This is a genomic window from Prevotella sp. FD3004 (assembly GCF_000746155.1).
Taxonomy (GTDB): domain Bacteria; phylum Bacteroidota; class Bacteroidia; order Bacteroidales; family Bacteroidaceae; genus Prevotella.
Genome location: NZ_JQKR01000014.1, coordinates 107,529 through 131,277 on the forward strand (window position 1 = coordinate 107,529; position 23,749 = coordinate 131,277).

Annotated in this window: 19 protein-coding genes; 6 read left to right on the plus strand and 13 right to left on the minus strand. The window is 47.2% G+C overall.

Translation table 11 applies throughout. From position 1 onward, the window contains the following. The 4 genes from T325_RS06075 to mfd all read right to left on the minus strand — a co-directional run bounded on the left by T325_RS06075 (nt 1) and on the right by mfd (nt 7,226). A complete protein-coding gene (locus tag T325_RS06075) occupies nt 1–2,100 on the minus strand; it encodes a TonB-dependent receptor (protein ID WP_036911405.1) in 2,100 nt (699 codons plus the stop codon). 21 nt (nt 2,101–2,121) lie between these two features. After that, complete coding sequence (locus T325_RS06080; RefSeq protein ID WP_036911407.1) at nt 2,122–3,141, minus strand: uroporphyrinogen decarboxylase family protein; 1,020 nt, start codon at nt 3,139–3,141, stop codon at nt 2,122–2,124. A 148-nt stretch (nt 3,142–3,289) separates the two neighbouring features. Beyond that, complete coding sequence (locus T325_RS06085) at nt 3,290–3,715, minus strand: Hsp20/alpha crystallin family protein (RefSeq protein ID WP_036911409.1); 426 nt, start codon at nt 3,713–3,715, stop codon at nt 3,290–3,292. A 109-nt stretch (nt 3,716–3,824) separates the two neighbouring features. Next, nucleotides 3,825–7,226, minus strand: coding sequence for a transcription-repair coupling factor (mfd, locus tag T325_RS06090; protein WP_036911411.1), 3,402 nt, complete (start codon nt 7,224–7,226; stop codon nt 3,825–3,827). A gap of 116 nt (nt 7,227–7,342) precedes the next feature. Here mfd and T325_RS06095 point away from each other — a divergent pair, with 116 nt between their 5' ends. From T325_RS06095 to T325_RS06110, 4 genes are read left to right on the plus strand one after another with little or no spacing between them, the layout of a single operon-like run. After that, nucleotides 7,343–8,089, plus strand: a complete 747-nt coding sequence (locus T325_RS06095; protein ID WP_036911414.1) for a polyprenol monophosphomannose synthase — start codon at nt 7,343–7,345, stop codon at nt 8,087–8,089. Nucleotides 8,090–8,117: 28 nt separating this feature from the next. Beyond that, entirely contained in the window at nt 8,118–8,876 is a 759-nt protein-coding gene (locus T325_RS06100; protein ID WP_036911416.1) for a lysophospholipid acyltransferase family protein, read from the plus strand. Continuing rightward, entirely contained in the window at nt 8,873–10,036 is a 1,164-nt protein-coding gene (locus T325_RS06105; protein WP_036911418.1) for a metallophosphoesterase, read from the plus strand. Before T325_RS06100 ends, T325_RS06105 begins: the two co-directional genes overlap by 4 nt. Nucleotides 10,037–10,057: 21 nt before the next feature. After that, entirely contained in the window at nt 10,058–11,197 is a 1,140-nt protein-coding gene (locus tag T325_RS06110) for a glycoside hydrolase family 5 protein (RefSeq protein ID WP_036911420.1), read from the plus strand. Here T325_RS06110 and T325_RS06115 read toward each other — a convergent pair whose 3' ends face one another. The 5 genes from T325_RS06115 to T325_RS06135 form a co-directional block, all read right to left on the minus strand. Next, the gene (locus T325_RS06115) at nt 11,198–11,986 is read right to left on the minus strand and encodes a vitamin B12 dependent-methionine synthase activation domain-containing protein (protein WP_036911422.1); all 789 of its coding nucleotides are present in this window, start codon (nt 11,984–11,986) and stop codon (nt 11,198–11,200) included. Continuing rightward, nucleotides 11,983–13,314 carry a dihydroorotase gene (locus T325_RS06120; RefSeq protein ID WP_036911424.1) on the minus strand — a complete coding sequence of 444 codons (1,332 nt, stop codon included), beginning with the start codon at nt 13,312–13,314 and terminating at the stop codon, nt 11,983–11,985. Before T325_RS06120 ends, T325_RS06115 begins: the two co-directional genes overlap by 4 nt. Further along, nucleotides 13,280–14,029: a DUF4369 domain-containing protein gene (locus tag T325_RS06125; protein ID WP_051949746.1), complete on the minus strand. Its 750-nt coding sequence runs from the start codon at nt 14,027–14,029 to the stop codon at nt 13,280–13,282. The genes T325_RS06120 and T325_RS06125 overlap by 35 nt, the downstream gene beginning before the upstream one ends. Nucleotides 14,030–14,116: 87 nt before the next feature. Then, nucleotides 14,117–14,518: a hypothetical protein gene (locus T325_RS06130; RefSeq protein WP_036911426.1), complete on the minus strand. Its 402-nt coding sequence runs from the start codon at nt 14,516–14,518 to the stop codon at nt 14,117–14,119. Continuing rightward, entirely contained in the window at nt 14,502–14,864 is a 363-nt protein-coding gene (locus T325_RS06135; RefSeq protein ID WP_051949748.1) for an FtsB family cell division protein, read from the minus strand. Before T325_RS06135 ends, T325_RS06130 begins: the two co-directional genes overlap by 17 nt. A 130-nt stretch (nt 14,865–14,994) precedes the next feature. Between T325_RS06135 and T325_RS06140 the strand changes: the two genes are divergently transcribed. Beyond that, nucleotides 14,995–16,779 (plus strand): DNA polymerase III subunit gamma/tau, encoded by a 1,785-nt coding sequence (locus T325_RS06140; protein WP_036911558.1) that lies wholly within the window; start codon nt 14,995–14,997, stop codon nt 16,777–16,779. A gap of 15 nt (nt 16,780–16,794) precedes the next feature. Here T325_RS06140 and T325_RS06145 read toward each other — a convergent pair whose 3' ends face one another. The 3 genes from T325_RS06145 to T325_RS06155 are packed head-to-tail and all read right to left on the minus strand — an operon-like array spanning nt 16,795 to nt 20,496. Next, the gene (locus T325_RS06145) at nt 16,795–17,151 is read right to left on the minus strand and encodes a response regulator (RefSeq protein WP_036911428.1); all 357 of its coding nucleotides are present in this window, start codon (nt 17,149–17,151) and stop codon (nt 16,795–16,797) included. A 40-nt stretch (nt 17,152–17,191) separates the two neighbouring features. Beyond that, nucleotides 17,192–18,664, minus strand: a complete 1,473-nt coding sequence (gene xylE, locus T325_RS06150; protein WP_036911430.1) for a D-xylose transporter XylE — start codon at nt 18,662–18,664, stop codon at nt 17,192–17,194. Further along, on the minus strand, nt 18,661–20,496 hold the full coding sequence (locus tag T325_RS06155; RefSeq protein WP_036911432.1) for a sensor histidine kinase: 1,836 nt from the start codon (nt 20,494–20,496) through the stop codon (nt 18,661–18,663). Before T325_RS06155 ends, xylE begins: the two co-directional genes overlap by 4 nt. A gap of 160 nt (nt 20,497–20,656) precedes the next feature. Between T325_RS06155 and T325_RS06160 the strand changes: the two genes are divergently transcribed. Then, a complete protein-coding gene (locus tag T325_RS06160; RefSeq protein ID WP_036911434.1) occupies nt 20,657–22,669 on the plus strand; it encodes an alpha-L-arabinofuranosidase C-terminal domain-containing protein in 2,013 nt (670 codons plus the stop codon). 67 nt (nt 22,670–22,736) lie between these two features. On the opposite strand, the gene T325_RS06165 is transcribed toward T325_RS06160, so the two are convergent. Beyond that, nucleotides 22,737–23,699 carry a bile acid:sodium symporter gene (locus T325_RS06165; RefSeq protein WP_036911436.1) on the minus strand — a complete coding sequence of 321 codons (963 nt, stop codon included), beginning with the start codon at nt 23,697–23,699 and terminating at the stop codon, nt 22,737–22,739. Nucleotides 23,700–23,749 lie beyond the last annotated feature (50 nt).

Genomic DNA, 23,749 nt, shown 5'->3' on the forward strand with positions numbered 1-23,749 from the left:
TTAGAAATTTAACTCGATTGTGGTTCCAAATGTCAATGGCTTGCCTGCCTGGGCGTAGTTGCCTGATGATGACTTGAAGCCATAAGCCATATAGTTGGTATCTGTCAGGTTCTTGCCCCACAACTCCCAAGTAACAATACCTTTGGTAAAGGCAACCTTAGCGTTGAGGGTTGTATAGAAGTCCTGACTGACGAGGTTATCCTCTGCCCAGTAGATACGACCCAGACCTCGAAGACCAACATTGAACATCACGCGATCCAGCCAACCTGTTGGATTGATGGTATAGTTCGCATCAACGCTCAGCGTGTGGTTGGGCACCATAGGTAAGCGATTGTTGGTATAGCTTACCGTAGCACTCTTTTCATAAGAAAGGAAGCGGGCGTAAGTATAACCATAGTTAGCAGTGAACTGTAAGCCCTTTGCAGGACGCGCTACAATGTTCAGCTCAGCGCCCTTGCTATCAGTATGACCAGCGTTGGTTGTGATATTGCCTACACCAGCAATGGTAGAGGTAATCTGCATGTGACGCCAATCGATATAGAAGAGGTCAGCACTCACGGTGACCAGGTTGTTCAACAGGTTGATACTGGCACCTACCTCGTAGTTCCAGCTATACTCGGGCTCATATGAACGCTGATCGGCCGTAGAGAACGATTTGTTGAAGCCACCTGGCTTGTAACCACGTGTTATTGATGCATAGTAGAGATTATCCTCTGTTGTCTGGTACTGCAGGGTGAACTTAGGTGTTACCTGTGTAAAGTCCTTACTACTCTCGAAAGATTCACCTGTTGCCGATGACATCTGACTGAGATTAACTAAAGTATAACCATCGCCTGGCAATGGAGAAGCCGTTACCTTCAGGTTGTCATACTTGGTCTTTGCATGCTCGTAATCGAGACGGATACCAGCAGTAGCTGAGAGACCACGCCAGATTTTATAGGTACTCTGATGATACAAGGCCAGCGAACTGGTAGGTACACAATAGTTTGTATGACTGAGCGAATAAGCCGAAGGCGAGTAGTTATCGACTGTACGATCTACGTGCTCCATCATACCAAAAGCACCAATCACCCACTGATATCGGCTATCATTGCTCGACTTGAGGGTGAACTCCTGTGACACCATGTTTTGATGGCGGGCATTTTCTACAAACGATTTGTCGTTGATAGTAAAGTCCTGATCAATAGCCTGTTTAGAGTTGATATACTGGAACGAAGTCTGACTATTGAAGCTGACAACAGGACCTGTATAGGTGATGCCCAATCCGTTGGTGCTGACCAAGCGACGGAATGAACTGTAGCGGTTGTATTTGATATCTTGCAATGTGTTGGTAGCAACATCCACAGGAGCATAGGGATAACCACCCTGATCGCTGTAGGTAAATTGGCTGTTCAGTCGAATCAGCCAATTGTCGGCAGGCTTATAGTAGAGACCGATACGTTCCTCGGTCTCATTCATCTTGTCCACCTTCTCATCGAGATAGCTGTTGCGGAAAGCACCATCATTGTGATGATAGAGAGCACCAAAGGTGAAACCAAACTTGTCGGAGAGCTTAGTGTAATTAGAAATCTGCGTACGCAGGTCGTTATAGCGACCATATCCCAAGCGTACACGGGTATTCTGATATTCCAATGGATTGCGGGTGCTGATATTCACGATGCCGCCAATGGCATTACGACCATACAGCGTGCCCTGAGGACCACGCAATACCTCAACAGAAGCCACATCTCCCAAATCGCAATCGAACGAGAGGGGCTCGTAGAAGGGCATACCGTCTACATAGAAGCCGATTCCCGTACCATCCGACTTATTACCTACACCGCGTACAAATACAGGGCAACTGGCTCTCGAACCGTAATCGGGCATGTAAAAGTTGGGAATAACGGCAGTGAGCTCCTTTATGCCTGTAATCTGCAAATTGCTGAGCTGGCGGGCCGACAAGGCAGTACACGATACTGGCATGAGATTATACTTGTTCGTTTTGAATGCGCTTACCACCACCTCGTCAAGATCGTAAGAACGGGCTGTAGTGGTGTCAGAGGGTATCAACTCGGGGCTTTCGACGGCCAACAGTGATGTTAAGAGTAATCCTAAAAACATATTCTAATTTATTAGTTATTATTATTTCTGTTTAAACCATGAGGTAACGAAACGCACGTTCTTAAGCGGTGTGTCTTTATGCAGACCATGCCCCAGATTAAATATATAGTCGGGGTAAGTGTTGAAAAAGTCCATATAAGTCTGCAGATGTTGGGCGATGACAGCTTGAGGGGCAAACAACAAACGGGGATCCATATTACCTTGAAGACCTAAAGCGGGTGAAACTATGGCGCGAGCTGTTGAGAGTGGCGTATGCCAGTCGATACTCACGAAGTCGCAATCATCTTTTGTCAACACCGAAAGCCCTGTGCCAAAACCTTTTGGAAAGAAAATGACCGGCAGGCCACAATCGCGGGCCGCCGCTGTGATACGACGCACAAAAGGCAGGATCAACGAAGTATAGAGCTCGACGGGTATCACACTGGCAAACGACTCGAATATTTGGAAAGCAGAAATTTTATGAGCCGCCTGAAGACGCACATAGTATTCTGATGCACTTGTGAGGGCTTCGAGCAACTGTTCTGTTTCTGAGCGGTGGGTGTAGAAATAACGCACCACATCGGTAAACTGCATGCTCTTGTCGCGCCCGCCAAGCATATAGCACAGACAGGTAAGCGGACCGCCACAGAAGCCTATTACAGGAGTATCATCCGTATTCTGGCACTGTATCTCATCAAGGGTATCGGCCACATGCATCAGATTGGAGGGATTGAAATAGAGCAAAGATGCGGGGGAATCTAAGTCCATCAGCGGATGAGGGAATACGGGGCCATCAGTAGTCCATTCGACTTGAACACCCAATGCCTCAGGAACAACGAGGATATCACTGAATAAGATGGCGGCATCCATACCCATATCGTTGATAGGCATAAGTGTGACTTCGGCGGCCATCTTAGCATCGGCCAAGATAGAATGGAAAGGCTGTTTCTGGGTGAGGCAGCGATAACGGGGAAGTACACGACCTGCTTGACGCATCATCCACATGGGAGGGCGCAGAGCAGGTTGGTGATTAATAACAGCTATAAATGGGTTGCTACACATAACTATATATTCGTCCTTGTGTTAAAATTGCGGTGCAAAGGTACTGCTATTCGGTATATTGTACAATCCCTATAAATGAGGATTTTAACAAAAAAGCCGCCAGACCAACGTCTGACGGCTCAAAAACTAAAAACAACAACTAAAAAACTTATACAATATCTATCTGACGAGAAAGTTTAGCCTTCTCCACTATCACCTTGGGGAGTTCAATAGTGAGTACACCATTGTCTACACGAGCATGAATATCCTCCTTTTTTACATCGTCAGGCAGAATCAAAGTCTGCTCAAACTTTGAGTATGAGAACTCACGTCGCAGATAGCGAGTGTTCTTGTCCTCATCCTTTTTCTCACTCTTACTCTCCATCTTAATGATGAGGTTACCTTCATCGTTGATATGCACATTGAAATCCTCCTTTTTCATGCCCGGAGCGGCGAGTTCTACGGTGTATGCCTTGTCGCTTTCTTTCACATTAATAGCAGGAGCCGTAGCATTGCACTTCGGCATAAAATCGGTATCAAACAAATCATTGAACACACTTGGAATCCAACTGTTGCTTCTCATTACTGGCATCATAATCTTTACCTCCTAATTCTATTTTAACGATTATACATGTTATTTTTTATGATTGCCTTTCGGCTTTCACTCAACAACATGCAAGGGAAATGCCAGAAGCCCTTATGTGTCAATCTGACAGAATCTGACGACAGATTGACAGAGCAGAGACTACAGTAGGTACGCTGGTGATAACGACGGAACGCTTACCTTTGACCTCACGGAAATTGCACTGACGGGGGTGGGCAGCTACATAGCTGAGTACGCGTCCGAAGGCCTCGCTCTGATAGTAGGGACTATCATTATGGCTCACAAAGTAGAGGTACATATGTTGCTGTTTGAGCATAATCTTCTCAATACCCAGTTGCTTTCCTGCGGCTCTGAGGGGCACTACTTCGATGAGTTCTTCGGCCACGGGGGGAATTGCGCCGAAGCGATCGACAAGACGTTTGCGATAAGCCTCCAAATCGGATTCAAGACGGGAACTGCCCGCCAGATTATCTAATTCGCGATAGAGCAACATGCGTTCTGAGTCACTAGGTACATAAGAATCGGGGAAATACATCTCAATATCGGATTCGAGGGCACAGTCGTCTACAAAGAAGGAGGCATCCCCCTCTTCCCCCCCAAGAACCTGCCAGTCCCCCATCTCTTGAAGGGCTTCTGAATTGCGCAGTTCTGTCATCGCCTGATTCAGAATCTTCTGGTAGGTCTCATAGCCCAAATCTGAGATAAAACCGCTTTGTTCGGCGCCCAGCAAGTTGCCTGCACCACGGATATCGAGGTCTTGCATGGCAATGTTAATACCTGAACCCAGGTCGGAGAAGTTCTCTAAGGCCTCAAGGCGACGACGGCTATCGGCAGGAAGTGCAGCAAGAGGAGGTGCTAATAAATAACAGAAAGCCTTACGATTGCCTCGTCCCACGCGACCACGCATCTGATGAAGGTCGGAAAGCCCGAAGTTGTGGGCACCATTGATGATGATGGTGTTGGCATTAGGGATGTCGATACCGTTCTCGACAATAGTCGTAGAGAGTAGCACATCATAGTCGTAGTTAGAGAAATCGAGAATGATTTGTTCGAGTTGCTCAGGCTTCATCTGTCCATGACCAATGGCCACACGGGCATCGGGGATGTATTTATGGATGAGTTCCTCAATATGCTGGAGTTCGCTAATACGGTTGTTGACAAAATATACCTGACCATTGCGCGACATCTCGAAATTGATAGCATCGGTGATGATCTCGACTCCAAAGGTATGGATCTCGGTCTGAATGGGATAGCGGTTAGGCGGCGGTGTCTGGATGACACTGAAATCGCGGGCACCAACGAGCGAGAATTGGAGGGTACGGGGAATAGGCGTAGCCGACATGGTAAGGGTATCAACGCTCGACTTCATCTGGCGCAATTTCTCCTTAGTAGAGACGCCGAACTTCTGCTCCTCGTCGATGATGAGCAGGCCAAGGTCCTTGAATTTGACGGTCTTGCCGATTAGCTTATGCGTTCCTATAATGATATCTATTTTGCCATCAGCAAGATCCTTGAGCACCTGAGTGGTCTGTTTCGCAGTGCGGGCACGAGTAAGATAGTCGACACGGACGGGCATATTCTTGAGGCGCCCCATAAACGTGCGGTAATGCTGGTAAGCCAATACAGTGGTGGGCACCAGAACAGCCACCTGTTTGCCATCGGTAGCGGCCTTAAAAGCGGCGCGCACAGCCACCTCGGTCTTTCCAAAGCCCACATCGCCACAGACCAGACGATCCATAGGCTTTTCCTGCTCCATATCAGCCTTCACCTCCTGCGTAGCTTTGAGCTGGTCGGGTGTGTCCTCGTAGAGGAAACTTGCTTCGAGCTCCTGTTGCAGATAGGTATCACGACTGAAGGCAAAACCCTTCTCACGACGGCGCTTGGCATAGAGTTTTATCAGGTCACGCGCCATATCCTTGATGTGATTTTTAGTACGTTCCTTGAGGCGTTCCCACTGGCCTGTACCCAAGTTGGAGAGGCGTGGAGGCTCGCCGTTGTCCTGCGACTTGTATTTCGACACCTTGTAGAGCGAGTGGATAGACACATAGATACTGTCGCCATGCTGGTAGAGAATCTTTATCATCTCCTGATAGCTGTCACCTTGAGGCATGCGGATGAGACCGCCGAACTTACCCACACCATGATCTACATGCACCACGTAGTCGCCGATTTCGAACTGCTGAATCTCCTTCAGCGTAAGGGCCATCTTTCCGCTACGGGCCTTGTCGCTCTTGAGGTTATACTTATGGAAGCGGTCGAATATCTGGTGGTCGGTAAATACGCAGATGCGCAGATCATCGTCGGTAAAGCCCTCGTGAATGGTGTTCTGAACAGGCGTAAAGGCAATGGTCGACTTCTCAGCGAAGATATCTTTCAGACGCTCGTTCTGCTTCTGACTGTCGGCACATATATATATATGATAACCTTGAAGGAGGTAATCCTCAAAGGTCTTAATGAGCATGTCGAAGTTCTTGTGAAAAAGAGGCTGGACGGAGACGGAGAATTTAAGAGTTAAGAATGTAGAATTTAGAGATGAAGGACGATGACCGAACTCTATGCGACGGAGCTCATTGGCATCGCTCATGAACTGAGCTCCTGTGACGAGTTGGTTCTCGCGCTGCAACCGGCGTTCTATCTCACGGCGCTCTATCTCAGTAGCTCCCTCCATCTGCTCTGTACGTGCCTGAGCCGAGAAGCCTTCCTGATAGGCACGGTCTATGGCATCGCGCACATAAAGATAGTCTTTGGTGACCAGCACCATGTCGCGAGGCACAAACGAAAGGAAGGACACTTTCTCTTCGGAAACGCCAGAGAGTTCGGGCACTACCTCGATGCGGTCGCGATGGTCTTTAGACAATTGGTCTTCTACCTCGAATGTACGGATAGAGTCGATATCATCGCCAAAGAAGTCGATACGATAGGGATACTCACAACTGTAAGAATAGACATCGAGAATTGAGCCGCGCAGGGCATACTGGCCTGGCTCATAGACATAGTCGACCTCGCGGAAACCAAACTCGTGGAGCGTTCTCTCAATATCGCCAACAGCAATAGCCTGGTCTTTCTCAAGCACTAATGTACGGTCATCGAGACTCCGCTTCGACACCACCATCTCGGCCAATGCTTCAGGATAGGTAATGATATAACCAACCCATCCACCTGTCAGTCTGGCAAGGACCTCGGTACGCAGGATCTCAGAGGCTGCATCACGCTGGGCATATTTGATGGCACGGCGATAGCTGGAGGGGAAGAACAACACCCGCTCCTCGCCCATCAACTGGGTGAGGTCGTGATAGAAATAGCCAGCCTCCTCGGCATCCTGAAGAACAAAAAGCAGACGTTTCTGACACTTCAGGGCCAAACTACCAAAGAGCATTGGTGCACTAGAGCCCAACAGACCCTCAAGGAAAACCGTTGTAAACGAGGATTTCCCCAACTCAGCAGCCAGTGCCGACACTTGTGGCAACTTGGCGTAAAGATTCTCTAATTCCTGTATATTCATTGCAAATTCAGGTGCAAAAATACAAAAAAAACACAAATAGAGCATACTTTTCACTTTTCACTTTTCATTTTTCACTTCTTTTTCTTAACTTTGCACCATCAAAAGCGTAGAAAGTTATGTACGAAAGTGACAGTATAGTCATCATACCTACTTACAACGAAAAGGAGAATATCGAGAAAATCATCCGTGCGATATTCACCCTTGAGAAGTGCTTCCATATTCTTGTGATCGACGACGGATCGCCTGATGGGACAGCTGCTATTGTACGCGGTTTGATGGCTATGGAGTTCGGCAACCGCCTATACATGCTGGAACGTAAAGGCAAACTAGGACTCGGCACTGCCTACATTGCTGGTTTCAAATGGGCATTGGAGCATCATTACGACTACATCTTCGAGATGGATGCCGACTTTAGTCACGACCCTAACGATTTGCCAAGGCTCTACAAGACTTGTCAAAGCGATGGCTATGACGTGGCCGTGGGAAGTCGCTATGTGAGTGGCGTAAACGTCGTGAACTGGCCTATAGGCAGGGTGCTGATGAGCTACTTTGCGTCGAAATACGTACGCGTGGTGACGGGATTTCTGGTTCATGACACTACCGCTGGTTTTGTGTGTTACAAACGCAAGGTACTGGAGACCATCGAGCTCGACAAAATACGTTTCAAGGGCTACGCCTTCCAAATTGAAATGAAATACACTGCCTACAAGATTGGTTTTAAGATCAAAGAGGTGAGCGTGATATTCGTGAATCGGCGTGAGGGCACCAGTAAGATGTCGGGCGGCATATTCGGCGAAGCATTCTTCGGTGTGATGAGACTACGCTGGGATGGGTGGACAAGGAAATACCCGAGAAATTCCTAAGCAATAGAACAACAAGAAACATAAGACTGTGAAATTACTCTATATTATCTACCAACTCTTCATCGGATTACCCTTACTTGTAATCCTAACTATTATCACCGCCCTTGAAGTGGGCATAGGTACAACCATAGGCAACGGGCACTTCTGGGGATATTACCCTGGCCATATGTGGGGTAAACTGGTGTTGAAGACATTTCTCATTCCTGTCAAGGTAGAGGGGCGCGAACATTTGGAGAAAGACCAGAGCTATGTGTTTGTGGCTAATCATCAGGGCTCGTTCGACATCTTCTTGATATACGGCCATTTGGGGCGTAATTTCAAGTGGATGATGAAGCAACAGTTGAGAAAGATTCCGTTTGTAGGTTATGCCTGTGCAAAGTCACATCAGATATTCGTTGACAAACGCGGTCCCAGCAAGATACGCAAGACATACGAGGATGCGCGAGAAATACTGAAAGAGGGCTACAGCGTGACAGTATTTCCTGAAGGAGCACGCACATTTACAGGTCATATGGGTACTTTCAAGAAAGGTGCTTTCGCACTGGCCGACGAATTGCAGCTGCCCGTAGTGCCACTTACCATTAATGGAAGTTTCGACATCCTGCCTCGCATGAAGGGATTCAACTTCGTCAACTGGCATCCGCTGACGCTTACCATTCATCAGCCCATCTACCCCATCGGGCAAGGACCAGACAACGTAGATGCCACCATGCGTCAGGCATACGACTCGGTAATGTCGTCACTCTCGCCAAGATATCAAGGCTATGTAGAGAATCCTGATCAATGATTGCAAGAGCTCCTTATCTTTTCTTACTGCTGATTTTGATACCCGACGTGTATCTGGATTTGCACTATTGGCGCCACAAGTTACCAGTAGGAAGACGTGTGGTACGTTGGATTCCCTCTATCCTGCTGGTAGCCTATACACTAATGCTGACATACGAGGCGAATTTTATTCCCGACAATCCCACCATATTATATATCTACCTGCTATTGCTGGGACTAATAGCTGTACCCAAGGCAATGTATATGGTACTGTCGGTACTGGGACTGAGCGTTTGCAAGTTGTTTCACCGGAAGAAAAACTACGGCAACCTGCTGGGATTACTGATTGTGCCCGTTATCTGGTATATAGTATTATATGGTAGTTTCGTGGGATTCAAGAAGCTGGAGGTGAACCATCAGACATACACATCTGAGGCACTGCCAAAGGCTTTCAACGGTTATAAGATCGTACTCTTCTCTGATGCACACGTGGGCTCCTACACCGTCAAGGACCAATGGATATTACAAAAGGCTATAGACAGTATTAATTCACAGAAGGCCGACATAATTGTATTTGCTGGTGATCTTCAAAACATACAGCCACAAGACCTCTATCCACACATGGACATACTGAACAAACTAAAGGCTAAGGATGGCGTTTTCTCTGTACTAGGCAATCACGATTACGCATACTATCTCGGATGCGACGACGCCATGAAGACGGCTAACTGCAGAGAGACGGTTAGTCTTGAACGACAGTTAGGATGGACGCTACTTCGCAATGAGAGCCAATCCATCGAACGCGGCAAGGAGCACATCATCATAGCTGGTATGGAAAACGATGGTGATGGTAAGAAGTTCCCCCAGAAAGGGGACATAAATAAGACTCTAAAAAACACAACCGACAAAGAGTTCGTAATGATGCTGGAGCACGACCCTTCAGCGTGGCGGCGCAAGATCATCCCTGACGGACGAAGTCAACTGACGTTGAGTGGACATACTCATAAGATGCAGTTCTCTATCTTCGGATGGTGTCCCATGTCGCTAACGGGCAAGGAGTATAGCGGTTGGTATCGGGAAGGAGGGCAGGCGCTTTTCGTCACAGCAGGCCTCGGCGGATTGATTCCTTTCCGATTCGGCGCTATAGGCGAGATTGTAGTAATCACTCTTAAAGCACAATAATAACTTAAAACTATTGAGATTATGAGAAAGTTTTTTTTCAAGCTGGCCATGATTGTAATGGTAATGTTTATATCAATGTCATGCTTTGCACAAACTGACAAAGTCAACAATTTCCGCATTAAACGTGGCACAAACGTCAGCCACTGGCTGTCGCAATCAGAACAGCGTGGCGAAGCACGTAGACTACACATCCAGGAAGACGACTTCGCGCGTCTGGAAGAACTCGGGTTCGACTTCGTACGTATCCCTATTGACGAGGTTCAGTTCTGGGATGAACAGGGGAATAAGCTACCAGAAGCATGGGACTTGCTGAAGAATGCTCTCGACTTGGCTCGTAAGCACAACCTGCGCGCCATCGTTGACCTGCACATCATCCGTTCGCACTATTTCAATGCCGTAAATGAGGGGAACCAGGCTGCTAATACGCTCTTCACGTCAGACAAGGCACAACAAGACCTGATCAACCTGTGGTATCAGCTTTCTGCATTCTTAAAAGATCGCAGTTGCGACTGGGTGGCTTATGAATTCATGAACGAGCCTGTGGCTGATGAGCACGAGCAGTGGAACCAATTGGTAGCTAAAGTACACAAGGCACTACGTAAAATAGAGCCTCAGCGCACTCTCGTCATTGGTTCAAACCGCTGGCAGGGACACGAAACGATGAAGTTTCTGAAAGTGCCCGAGGGTGACAAAAATATCATCCTCAGCTTCCACTATTACAACCCAATGATTCTGACACATTATGGAGCATGGTGGACTCCTATTGGCAAATATACAGGCAAGGTGAACTATCCTGGCGTACTTGTTTCGAAAGAAGACTACGACGCAGCTCCCGATGCCATCAAGCCAGAGTTGAAGCAATATACAGAGCAAATATGGGACATCAATACCATCCGCGCACAGTTTAAGGATGCCATCGAGGCCGCCAAGAAGTATGGTCTTCAGCTGTTCTGTGGCGAATGGGGTGTCTACGAGCCTGTAGATCGCGAGTTGGCTTACAACTGGACACGTGACATGCTGACGGTGTTTGACGAGTTCAACATCGCATGGACCACATGGTGCTACGATGCCGACTTCGGCTTCTGGGATCAACAACACCACACCTATAAGGATCGTCCGCTGGTAGAACTTCTGATGTCAGGGAAATCTCTTGAGAAATAATCAGAGGTTAGAGGCCAAGAACTTACGAACAACTTCTATGGGAAGACCACGACGACGGGCATAGTCTCGCAATTGGTCTTCCCCAATTTTTCCCAAGTTAAAATAACACGCCTTAGGATGGGCCAGCATCAGTCCGCTCACGCTGGCATGGGGTTTCATTGCTCCGCTCTCTGTCAAACGAATACCTATCTGACGCAAATCCAGCAAGTCATTAAGTACAAAATTCAAACTAGTATCGGGCAATGAAGGATAGCCTATGGCAGGACGGATACCCTGAAACTTCTCAATCAGCATATCGGGTATCGACAATTGCTCATCTTTTGCATAACCCCAATATTTTTTTCTTACTTGTTCGTGCATACACTCTGCTGCAGCCTCAGCCAGACGGTCTGCCAAAAGTTGTGCCATCATCTTCTGATATGGGTCAAAATCGAAATCAGTCTCCAAACCCAGATCCACAGAAGTAGCAAACACTCCTACCCTATCTTTTATACCAGAAGTAATAGGACGCAGAAAATCGGAGAGACACAGATAAGGCGGTTTGCCTTGTTGTTGACGAAGTAAAGGTATGCGATGTTCGTCAAGCACGATATCATCGCCATCGGCATTAGCAGCGAAAAGCTCGAAAAGTGCGTAGGCTTGATATCGATTTTCTATCTTCATTAAAAAAACTTCCGCCTCCGTACGTAAGCGTATCTTCTCCTGTTCCTCCTTCACTTGCCAAGCATAGTAGAAGTAGGGCCAGTTGACATAAGGAATCAACGACGGAATATCGAAGACTATTTTCATCTGAAAGCCACAGGTTGTCCAATATAAGAAGTATCAACCTTACCCTGCAGGAATACAGTGTGACCATTGCAAAGAGTTCGTTCTACACGCCAGAGATACATGTGTCCCTCCATAGGACTCCAGCCACAACGGCTCAAGATATTTTCTTTCGAGGCAATCCATGCGGTATTAGGGCGCACCAATACAATGTCGGCCTGATAGCCTTCACGAAGGAACCCCCTATTTCTGACCTCAAATAGTTTTGCAGGATTATGACACATCAGTTCTACAAGACGCTCTATTGAAAGAACGCCCTGATCCACAAGTTCCAACATGGTAACAAGCGAGAACTGTATCATCGGCATACCACTGGCAGCACAGGCACATCCGCCTTCTTTCTGAGCCAACAGATGGGGAGCGTGGTCAGTACCTATCACAGTAATGCGTCCATCGTTTAAAGCATCACGCAAGGCGTCTCTGTCACGTTGGGTCTTTATGGCAGGGTTGCACTTGATGCGAGTCCCCAACTGGGAATAATCTCTGTCGCAGAAATAAAGATGCGAGACAGTAGCCTCGGCAGTAATCATCTGAGTGTGAAATGAGGGTTCAAACAAATCCAATTCACGAGCGGTGGTCAGATGGGCCACATGCAGACGAGCCATGTGTTTCTTGGCCAACTCCACAGCCAGACGCGTGCTTTCGTAGCATGCTTCCTCGCTGCGTATCTCAGGATGATGCTGCACCCTAGGATCATCGCCATACTTCTGCTTTGCCTCTGCCATATTGCGGTTGATGATATCCGTATCTTCGCAATGAGCCATCAGGGGAAGTGGCGTCAATTCGAAGATCTTCTCCAAAGCCTCACGACGATCAACTAACATATTGCCCGTAGAGCTGCCCATAAAAAGTTTAATACCAGGAATCTGGTGTACATCGAGTTGAGAGAACAGATCGGCATTATCATTAGTAGCGCCAAAGAAGAAGCTGTAATTAACGTGGCTCTTACCAGCAGCCAAGGCAAACTTGTCCTTCAAGGCTTCGAGGGTAGTAGTCTGAGGCACTGTGTTGGGCATATCAAAATAGGTTGTCACGCCTCCAGCAGCCGCAGCCCTACTCTCAATCTCTATATCGGCCTTCTCAGTCAAACCTGGCTCACGAAAATGCACATGATCATCAATCACACCTGGTAGAATAAAACATCCCGAAGCATCTATGACTTCATCATAGGATGCCTCGGGAGTATTATAACCTTGTATTACTTTCGAGATTTTGCCGTTTTCGATGACGATAGAGCCATCAAACGTACACCCTTCGTTAACGAGCGTTCCCGACTGAATCAGTGTTCTCATACTTCACATTGTCATCTACCAGTCCATTCTGACGAGCCTGAATATCCAAAGCCGTCTGGTAATACTGCTTCACGTAAGAATCTTCCTTAAACTTCTTGGTAGCTTTACTCATAATATCTTCAATCTGGGGGGTCAATACAGGATACTGATAGCTGCCTGTCATCATCATGAACACACCTGGTCCCAAAACATTATCAAAGTTCTCTACTATAAAGTTCGTCACCAAACTATCTTCCTGCTGAGCCAAACGGGCAGCCTCAGCAGTAAGCTGACGATTTATCACACCTTCGTCGATACCTTCTAGCAGCATCTGACTCTGGCGGTGACTCAGTTCATTCATCTCATTGTCAATCTGATCATGGAGTCGAATAAACTCATATAGCTTATCGTTAAGCGGCGAACCACTAACGGTACGGCTCGTATTGTCGATATGAATCTCAATCTCACCCTTTTCGATAACAACTGGCATCATCAGAGGTTCATCGTCCATATAGAGGTTAGCCAGTTTAACTGTATCAAGAAGTCCTGCAAAGCGGAACTTTCCATGTATCACATCACAAGAGTCTATATTCTTTAGCTCTTGATCCTTGATTGCTTTCAAGTAGAGCTTGCTCCCATCGAGCTGCGATACTGAAGATGATCCCTGAATCGAATATGACTCAGCGCACGATATTAGCGTAGTAGCAATTAGAAAAGCGTATAATACCTTATTCATATATAATTAGTTTCGTGGCGCAAAAATATAATGAATTATTGAAGTAGAAAAATAAATTTGCGCATTTTAAAACAAATGCGCAATCTTTTATAGTTTTTTTGCCTCTTTCTCGAGTTCACAACCAATCCTATGCATAGAATAGAGTTGTAAGATGGCTGCAATCAAAAGCACGAGAACCCACTTATTATATACATACTCTATATATATAATATGGTCGAGTCCTAGCAAATTGCTCTTATTCGCGAACATGAGTACACCTGCTAACAAAAACAACACATCGCTGACAAGCATCATCCTGCGCAGTCTCTTGATGTTAAAGTTCTGTCCCTCATAACGCTGCAACATCTGCATAGAGGCAAAGCCCAGTGCACCTATACTATAGATGTAAGGAGCACTCTCCCATGTCAATAGTGATATACCAGCGCCAACGGTCATCAGTATGGCACCCAACAGATAAATCATCGTCTGTGTTTTATTCAATTGTTTCATTGCTGCTTTCCAGTGGTTTTGCTTCGCGCTCATCATCGCTGAGTACGAAAATATCCTCATCATCACTTTTCATAAAATAACGTTCGCGTGCAATCTTCTCAATAGCCTTCGGATTCTTGTCAAGTTCCTTAATCTGAGCCTGGTCACGCTCGAAGTCTGCATTATACTTTTCTTTCTCTTCCGTCAAGTCATTGATACGCTGCAAGTTCTTGATGTGGCTCCACAGACTGTTCTCGTCGAGAAAGCCAACAAGCAATACGCCAGCAATAGTCACCACGGCATATTTGAAAAATACCGAGTGCCACACGCGTAGTACATAAGCCTTTATATTTACCAAAAGTTTCATATCGCTTGCAAAGTTATGAAAAAAGCCACAGATTACGCTGATTTAATTGATTTTTTTAATTAATCAGTGTTAATCTGTGTAATCTGTGGCCAAAAATCGTTATCTTTGCAGCACGAAATCAACATTTAGAATAATGGAATACATTGTTTCAGCCAGGAAATACCGTCCGCTAACCTTCGATACTGTCGTAGGTCAGGCGGCTCTTACCACCACGCTGAAGAACGCTGTAAAGAGTGGTAAACTTGCGCATGCCTACCTTTTCTGCGGTCCACGAGGTGTGGGTAAGACCACCTGTGCGCGCATTTTCGCCAAAGCCATCAATTGTCAGAATCCCACTGCTGATGGTGAAGCTTGCAACGAATGCGAGTCGTGCCAGTCGTTCAACGAGCAACGTTCACTTAACATCTTTGAGCTCGACGCAGCTTCAAACAACAGCGTAGAGCACATCAAAACGCTCATGGAGCAAACACGTATACCACCGCAATTGGGCCGTTATAAGGTTTTTATCATCGACGAGGTACACATGCTCTCAACGGCAGCTTTCAACGCATTCCTCAAGACTCTCGAAGAGCCGCCAGCGCATGTCATTTTCATCCTCGCTACAACTGAAAAGCATAAAATTTTGCCAACAATCTTAAGCCGATGTCAGATTTACGACTTCGAACGTATGACCGTTCGTAACACTGTAGACCATCTGAAGCATGTGGCTCAGCAAGAAGGTATCACCTACGAAGAGCAGGCACTAGCAGTTATTGCCGAAAAGGCTGATGGCGGCATGCGAGATGCCCTCTCCATCTTCGATCAGGCTGCGTCGTTCTGTCAGGGGAACATCACTTATGAAAAAGTGATTGAAGATTTGAACGTGCTCGATTCCGAGAATTATTTTCAGATGATCGATCTCAGTCTGCAGAATAAGGTGAGCGATATCATGGTATTGCTAAACAATATCATCAATAAAGGATTCGACGGTGGCTTACTCATTCAAGGTTTGGCCAAACACGTTCGCAATGTCCTTATGGCTAAAGACGAAACCACTCTGCCTCTACTTGAGGTGAGCGATCAGCAACGTGAGCGCTATGCAGAGCAGGCCAAACGAGCAGAAACAAGATTCCTTTACCAGGCTCTTAAAATAATGAATCGGTGCGACATCAACTACCGTCAGTCAAGCAACAAGCGCCTGCTTGTGGAACTCACGCTGATTGAAGTGGCACAGATTACTCAGCCTGATGATGACGGGGCCAGCGCGGGGCGTAGCCCCAGAAGATTAAAATCCCTGTTTAAGAAACTGATGCAACAGTCTCAGCCCAGAAAAGCGGCCCCACAGGTAGCCGCAGCTAATCCTGTTGCACCAAAGCCTGTAGCAAGCATTCCCACCAGCGCTACAAATAGCATCAAAAGCAGCGACTCGTCTACATCCAAAGTTGCACCCGCAAAGCCAACTGTACAATTGAAGAAGATTGGCTTCTCCTGGAACAATCTTCGTGACCAGGGGAAAGCTACCAAGATGAACATCATCCCTGGCACCGTTACAGCCTCTCCAGATCAGCAGACCAATGCCAACTTCACACAAGAAGAACTTGATCTTCAGTGGATGTCCATGTGTATCCGTATGCCTCAAGAATACAAGGGTATCGCTACTCGCATGAAAAACATGAATCCCACCATCGAAGAGATTCCTCATATCAAGTTGATTGTTGATAACATGCTTATCAAGCAGGATATTGAAAACTTCAAGGGGCGCATACTCAGCACTCTGAGAAGTAGCCTGCAAAACAGCAATATCACTCTCGACATCAGCGTAGCCGAATATAAGCACGAGAAGATACTCACCCGTCGTGAGCAATTTGAACTAATGTTACAAAAAAATCCTGCCGTAGAGGCTCTACGGCAGGCATTCGGTTTAGAGTTAGCCTGATGTGTCAGGCTATTTTCAGACTCCTATGATTTTACGTATTGTAGCCAGACACTCATCGCTGTTTACTGGCTTTGCCATAAACTCATTACATCCGGCCTCTTGAGCCAATTCGCGGTCACTATCGAAAGCATTAGCCGTAAGCGCCACAATGGGAATTTCCTGATTGAATTCCCTGATTGCCGTGGTGGCTTCCAGACCATCCATGACAGGCATTTTAATATCCATCAGTACCATATCAAAGTCACCGCTCTTTACTTTCTCAACAGCTTCCTGACCATTTTTGGCACGATCATACGCATAATACTTTCTCAAAATGTACGACATCAGAATATAATTGCTGTCGTTGTCTTCTGCTACTAAAATTTTCTTCATAATGGCATTATTTAATCGATTAATAACCTATTTATCTCTTTTATTTCTTCTTCCATAATTTGGTCATATCCTCCAAGGTCTTCCCCTTTGTTTCAGGAACCAGTCGCCAAACGAAGAGAGCCGCAATCACACAGATGATGCCATACAGGCCATATGTAAACCAGTGTCCGAAATCATCACCCTCTGTCAAATGCATATTAAACATCGGTACGAAGGTAGAGCTGACGATGAAGTTGAATATCCACTGGAAGGCTACCGCTATAGCAACCGCACCACCACGAATGGTGTTGGGGAATATCTCAGCAATGAGCACCCAAGTAATGGGTCCCCATGAGAACATGAACGAAGCCGAATAAACCAGCAACGAGGCGGCTGTGAGCATCTCCAGACCTGCGTGTCCGAAAGTCAGAGCAACGCCAAAGGCGCCCAAAGCCATACCAAGCGAGCCACAGATCAACAGCGGCTTACGTCCAAGTTTTTCTACAGTAAAGATGGCAACCAATGTGAACAGAATATTAATTACGCCCATGAATACGGTGATCACCATAGGATTCTCCATACCCATATCGCCGAAGATACGCGGTGCATAGTAGAGCACGGCATTAATACCAACAGCCTGCTGGAATACAGACAGCATAATACCCACGAAGATACAGAGTGCGCCATAGGTCATCAGTTTCTCGGTCTTCACCACCATCGTATCCTTGATGTCCTGCAAAATCTGAGCAGCTTTTGCAGTACCATTAATCTTAGCCAGAATACCTTCAGCTTTCTGATCCTGACCTATACTTACAAGATAACGCGGTGTTTCAGGTACAAAGCAAATCAGCAATGCAAAGAGTCCTGCGGGCACAGCCTCACTTCCGAACATATAGCGCCAACCTGTTGTCACGGTCCATTGTGCAGCGGGGGTAATTGCAGCCAAGCCCTTACCCATCTCCTCTACGAGCGGTTGGATGTGGTCTCCCAAGATAAAGAAGTTCACAAAATAAACTACCAACTGACCGAAGATAATAGCAAACTGGTTCCAGCTCACCAGCATACCTCTGATATTAGAAGGAGCCACCTCGCCGATGTACATTGGGCAGATGGCAGAAGCCAGACCTACGCCAATACCACCGATTACGCGGTAGATATTAAACATGATCAGCAGTGAATAAGTTGGCGTACCATATTCGAAGAACATGAATTCCGGATCCATCGAGCCTAAGGCTGAGATGAAGAACAGAATACCTGCGATAATGAGCGACTTCTTACGGCCTAAATTGGTGGCCAGATAGCCCGACAGGGCAGAACCAATGATACAGCCTATCAGAGCGGAAGCAGAAGTAAATCCATGCCATCCGTCAGTATAGGCAAAATCCTTTGCTTCCATAAAGAAAGCTTGCAGACCTTTCTCTGCACCAGAAATAACGGCAGTGTCATAGCCGAACAGAAGGCCACCAAGTACGGCAACCATCACGATTGAAATCAGGTAGGCTTTGCTACCCTGTTGTAGAGTTTGTTGATTCATAATGTTTTATGTTTTTTAAGTTTAATCGGTAAGTTTAGCGTAAACGTTGTTCCTTCGTCCGACGTTTTAACAAGCAAAAGTTTTCCGTTTAGTTTCTTCGCAATCTTGTGGCAATAGGCCAGTCCTAATCCCAAGCCCTGTTTAAATTCATCAGCCTTCACAAAATACTCGAATATCGTACTTTTCTTGTCATCAGGGATACCGCAACCCGTATCCTCTACAGTGAAATAGAAGTTTTCATCGTCCCTGTCGAGTTTCAAGTATATGTGCCCTTGTTCGGTAAATTTTGCCGCATTCTCCAGCAGATTCTCTAATATCTGTAGTAAACTGTCGCCATTCGTCTCAATGGTTGTTTCGCCATCTGTCGTGTCTATGAACTCCACTTTTATCTTCTCTGTATCTATTATCGGCATTGCTTCTATAGCTCTTCGGCATACATCAGCAACGTCCGTCTCCACAGCATCAACCATCAAATCTTTAGTACTTTCGTTAGCCAACGCCAGCATTTTGTTCACCAACGAAGTAATCTGTCGTGTATTCTCACCGATGGTGGTGGCTATCTCATGACGTTCTTCTGGCGTAAAAGTGCAATCCTCGTCTGTAAGCACTTGGGAGAAACCATTGATGATATTCAACGGCGTACGTATCTCATGACTCACATTCCTGATAAACTCCGTTTTCATCTCATCGGCAGCCGTAACTTTCTTATAAGCAGCTCTCAGTTCCTCGTTCTTAACCATAAGTCGCTTTGAGAAATTCCTACGTATAAGGAGGATGCGCACCAACAGCACGATAACGAGAAATGCCAACGCAACGGCGCCGAGCAATACAAAGTTCATCACCCTGGCCGTTTTCTTCTGCTTAACGACAAGTCCTATCTCTGCTTCATGCTGCCGCATATTCTCCGCGATCATCACTCCCGTGATAGAGTCACGTTTGTGCATCAGTTCTCTCTGGGTCAGGAAAGCCTTGTCGTTATCGCCAATATAACGGAATATGTCACATTTTACGAGATACTGTTCCTTCAGGTTCGATAGCGCGTCTGCCTCGGCCAAAGCCTTTTCCGTATCGCCGTCAATCAAGGTCTTGTAAATACGGGCATAGGGTGCAAAGAGGTCGCCAGAGGATATCTTACTTGTTCTTTCAACATCCTCCATCATACTGAAACACTTGTTGAATGCATCATAGTTTCTTTGTTTGAACCTCACAATTGCCTTGATGGCATAGGCATCAATCAGAGCCCTGTAATAGTTCCACGAACCTTTAAACTTCCCCGCCTCCTCCAGCGTCACGTCAATCCAATGAAGGCTCTCCTTCAAATCATTATTAAGATGTGCATGGGCAAGCGCGAGATAGATAAAAGCCAGTCCTTCGCGCTCAAACATGGTACCCTTAATCAACTCGGCCGACTTCAACAGTTCTTCCTGCGCACCGGGAATATTACCACAGGTATTATATATATGACCCAGCATGTTCGCCACATAAAAATCCCCAGCTTCAGGATACCTGCTGGTCATAATGTCGGTTTTCATCGCTTGAGTCACATAATAGGCTTCCTTGATATCCATCTTACCTAAGTTGTACATGATGCCACACACCCACGCATTATTAGCCGCAACGATGTCGCCCTCTTCCTTGGCATGCCTATGAAAAGCCACACAGGCATCGTATAGTTCATCTCTCGAGTTGCCTCCAGAAGCTTTCCACATCGCTTCCTGCAACTGCCGATGAACTATTGTATCTGAGCACTGTAAAGTTTGAGCCGACGTCTCCGACGCTGTCAGAAAAGCCGCACCGACATACAATATCCGTAGATAATGGTTAATCATCATACCCTTAGGTTCTTAGAAAATCTCTGCAAAGTTACTGCTTTCCACTGAAACTGCCAAACATTTTCCGTCATAAAAATGTTATTTTTTCTATAATGTATCATCTATATCGTTTTTTTTATGTACTTTTGTGCCCGTCATGTTACTAACAACTACTAAAAAAATGAGGAAATTTGCAACAATCAGTCTACTGACCATCGGCCTGTCGGTCGCTGCTCAGACCCACGTCCTCGACGTGAACACCAAGAAGTTAGGGGCTCCCGTACAGCCTACGATGTACGGCATCTTTTTCGAGGATATCAACTACGCAGCCGATGGCGGTTTGTATGCTGAAATGGTGAAAAACCGCTCTTTCGAGTTCCCCCAAAGTCTGATGGGTTGGCGTGCATACGGAAATTTCGAGGTTCGCTCTGACGGCCCCTTTGAGCGCAATCCCCACTACGTACGTCTCGGCTATGCTGGCCACAACGACAAGTTCACAGGTCTAGAGAACGAAGGTTTCTTCGGCATCGCCACCAAGAAAGATGCCACTTACCGTTTCTCGCTTTGGGCCCGCTGCCCTGAGGGCGGAAAGTCTACCCTCGAGGTGAGTTTTGTCGACAACGACACTATGGGCGAGGATCAGCGTTTCGCCCGTGTCAATATTAATATCGAAGGTAAGGAGTGGAAGAAATACACTGCTGAGATTAAGTCGCCCCGCACCGAGGCCAAGGGCGCTCTTCGCATTTTCCTCACAGGCAAGAAGGTTACGACTGACGTAGAACATATCTCCCTTTTCCCCGTTGACACATGGAAAGGACGCGAGAACGGCATGCGCAAAGATCTGGCTCAGGCGCTCTACGACATGCGTCCTGGCGTGTTCCGTTTCCCTGGCGGTTGCATTGTTGAAGGTGTAAACCTCGAAAGCCGCTATCAGTGGAAGAACAGCGTTGGTCCTGTAGAGAACCGTCCACTCAACGAGAACCGTTGGCACTATACTTTTGGCCATCGTTTCTATCCCGACTACTTTCAGAGCTATGGTCTCGGTTTCTTCGAGTTCTTCCAGCTCTGTGAGGATTTCGGTTCTGAGGCTCTGCCCGTCATCTCGTGCGGTCTCTCATGTCAGTTCCAGAATCCAGACCCTACCAAGCCTGGTGTTCATGTAGCCCTCGACAGCCTCGACAGCTATATCCAAGATGCGCTCGACCTCATCGAGTTTGCCAACGGTCCCGTCGACTCTCAGTGGGGTAAGGTACGCGCTGAGATGGGCCATCCCGAGCCCTTCAACCTGAAATATCTCGGCGTGGGCAACGAACAGTGGGACTACGACGAACAGCATGGAGGTTTCGGTCCTGTGTTCACTGCCAGACTTAAGAAATTCTCCGACGCCATCCGTGCCAAATATCCCAACATCAAGCTCATCGGCACTACTGGTCCTAACTCTGAGGGCTGGGACTTCGACTTACTACAGCCTCGCATGAAAGAGCTCAAAGTCGACCTTTATGACGAGCATTACTACCGCAACGAAAAGTGGTTCCTCAGCCACGGTCTGCGCTACGACTCCTACGACCGTAAGGGTCCCCGTGTGTTTGCTGGCGAATATGCCTGCCATGGTGCCAACAATCACAAGTGGAATCACTACTACACCTCACTTTTAGAGGCTGCCCACATGACAGGCATCGAGCGCAATGCCGACATCGTACACATGGCGACCTACGCTCCCCTCTTCGCCCATGTTGAGGGCTGGCAGTGGCGACCAGATGCCATTTGGTTCGACAATCTCCGCATGTTCAAGTCGGTAAGTTACTACGTTCAGCAACTTTATGCTGTCAACAAGGGTACCAACGTGCTCCCACTCACCATGCAGGGCAAGCCTGTAGCAGGTCAGGAGGGGCAGGATGGTCTCTTCGCCAGCAGTGTATTCGACAAGGCGACAGGCGAGGTCATCATCAAGGTGGTGAACACCAGCGATAAAGCCCAGCCACTCAGCATCCAGCTGCAGGGCATGAAGGGCACCCGTACCGCCCAGATTATCACCCTCACACACGATGGCGACGACGACGAGAACACGCTCGACAATCCTGAGAAGATCATTCCTATAGAAGGCAGTTGCCAGGTCGATGCTGGCAAGAAGAGTTCACTCCTCTTAGACGACATCCCTGCCAAGACCTTCCGAATCTACAAGGTTAAGAAATAGACAATAATTAAATCCCCCGACAATTGACGGGGGATTTAATTTTTCTTACAATCCGACTCATAACAAATCAGGTCGCCGAATGTTTGCGACGGTACTCCCAGAGTTCAAGAGAGTTGATGATATTCTGCCATAAGACATAGCAGCCAGCGCCGACAGAGGCCACGGGGTTAAGATAGGTGTAAGCCACCCAGATAGAGAGGGCCGTATTCTTCTGGAACGAGCCCTGTCCGCCATCGATCTCGTCGCCCAGATGGCGCCCGATAGAACGCCCCACAAGGAAAAGAATGAAGCAGAGAATCAGACTCATGACGGCTATCATCAGGAGGGTGCGCAAGGCTGCATCGCTATGCACGATGTTACGAACGGTGACCCCCGAGGTGACGCTCAGCTGAACAGACCAAAGATAGAACGAGAGATCAGGGATAGACACGAGCCAAGCACAGAAACGCTTGGCATAGTGCTGAACGAGCCATCCCAGCACCAACGGCGACACAAGCACAAGGGCAAGTTTTTGGAGGATGATGAAGAAGACGGTCCAGAAGTCGAGCTGGCTGCCGCGCTCGATGAGAGGAAACGCAGCGGGAATCATGAGGGCCGAAGCAAAGGCAGAGATGACCACAAAGGCGGTCATAGTATTGATGTTACCGCCAATCTTGGCAGTAACCACAGGAGCGGCTGTGGCCGTAGGACCAATGATACAGGTAAGCACACTCTCCCACAGCAGCTTTTGCTCGGGATCGGCTTCAACGCCGAAGATAATCCACACGTTAAGAGCAACCAACGCCACCTGAGCCAGCAACACCCCCAAGTGCCAACGATGGGGACGCATCTGATGGAAATCGACACGACAATATGTGGAGAACAGCGTTGAGAACACCATCAACGGAAAAACAGCATCGACCACCTCACCCAAGGAGTCGCCAAGCCCATCGAGTTGTGGCACGAAATAGAAAGTAAGATAAACCACCGTACCAATGGCTATGGCGCAGGGAAGGGTCCAATCCTTAAGAAATTGCTTAATACTCATCATTTTCGCTGCAAAGGTAAGAAAAAAAAGTAAAAAAGTAAATTTACCTCTAT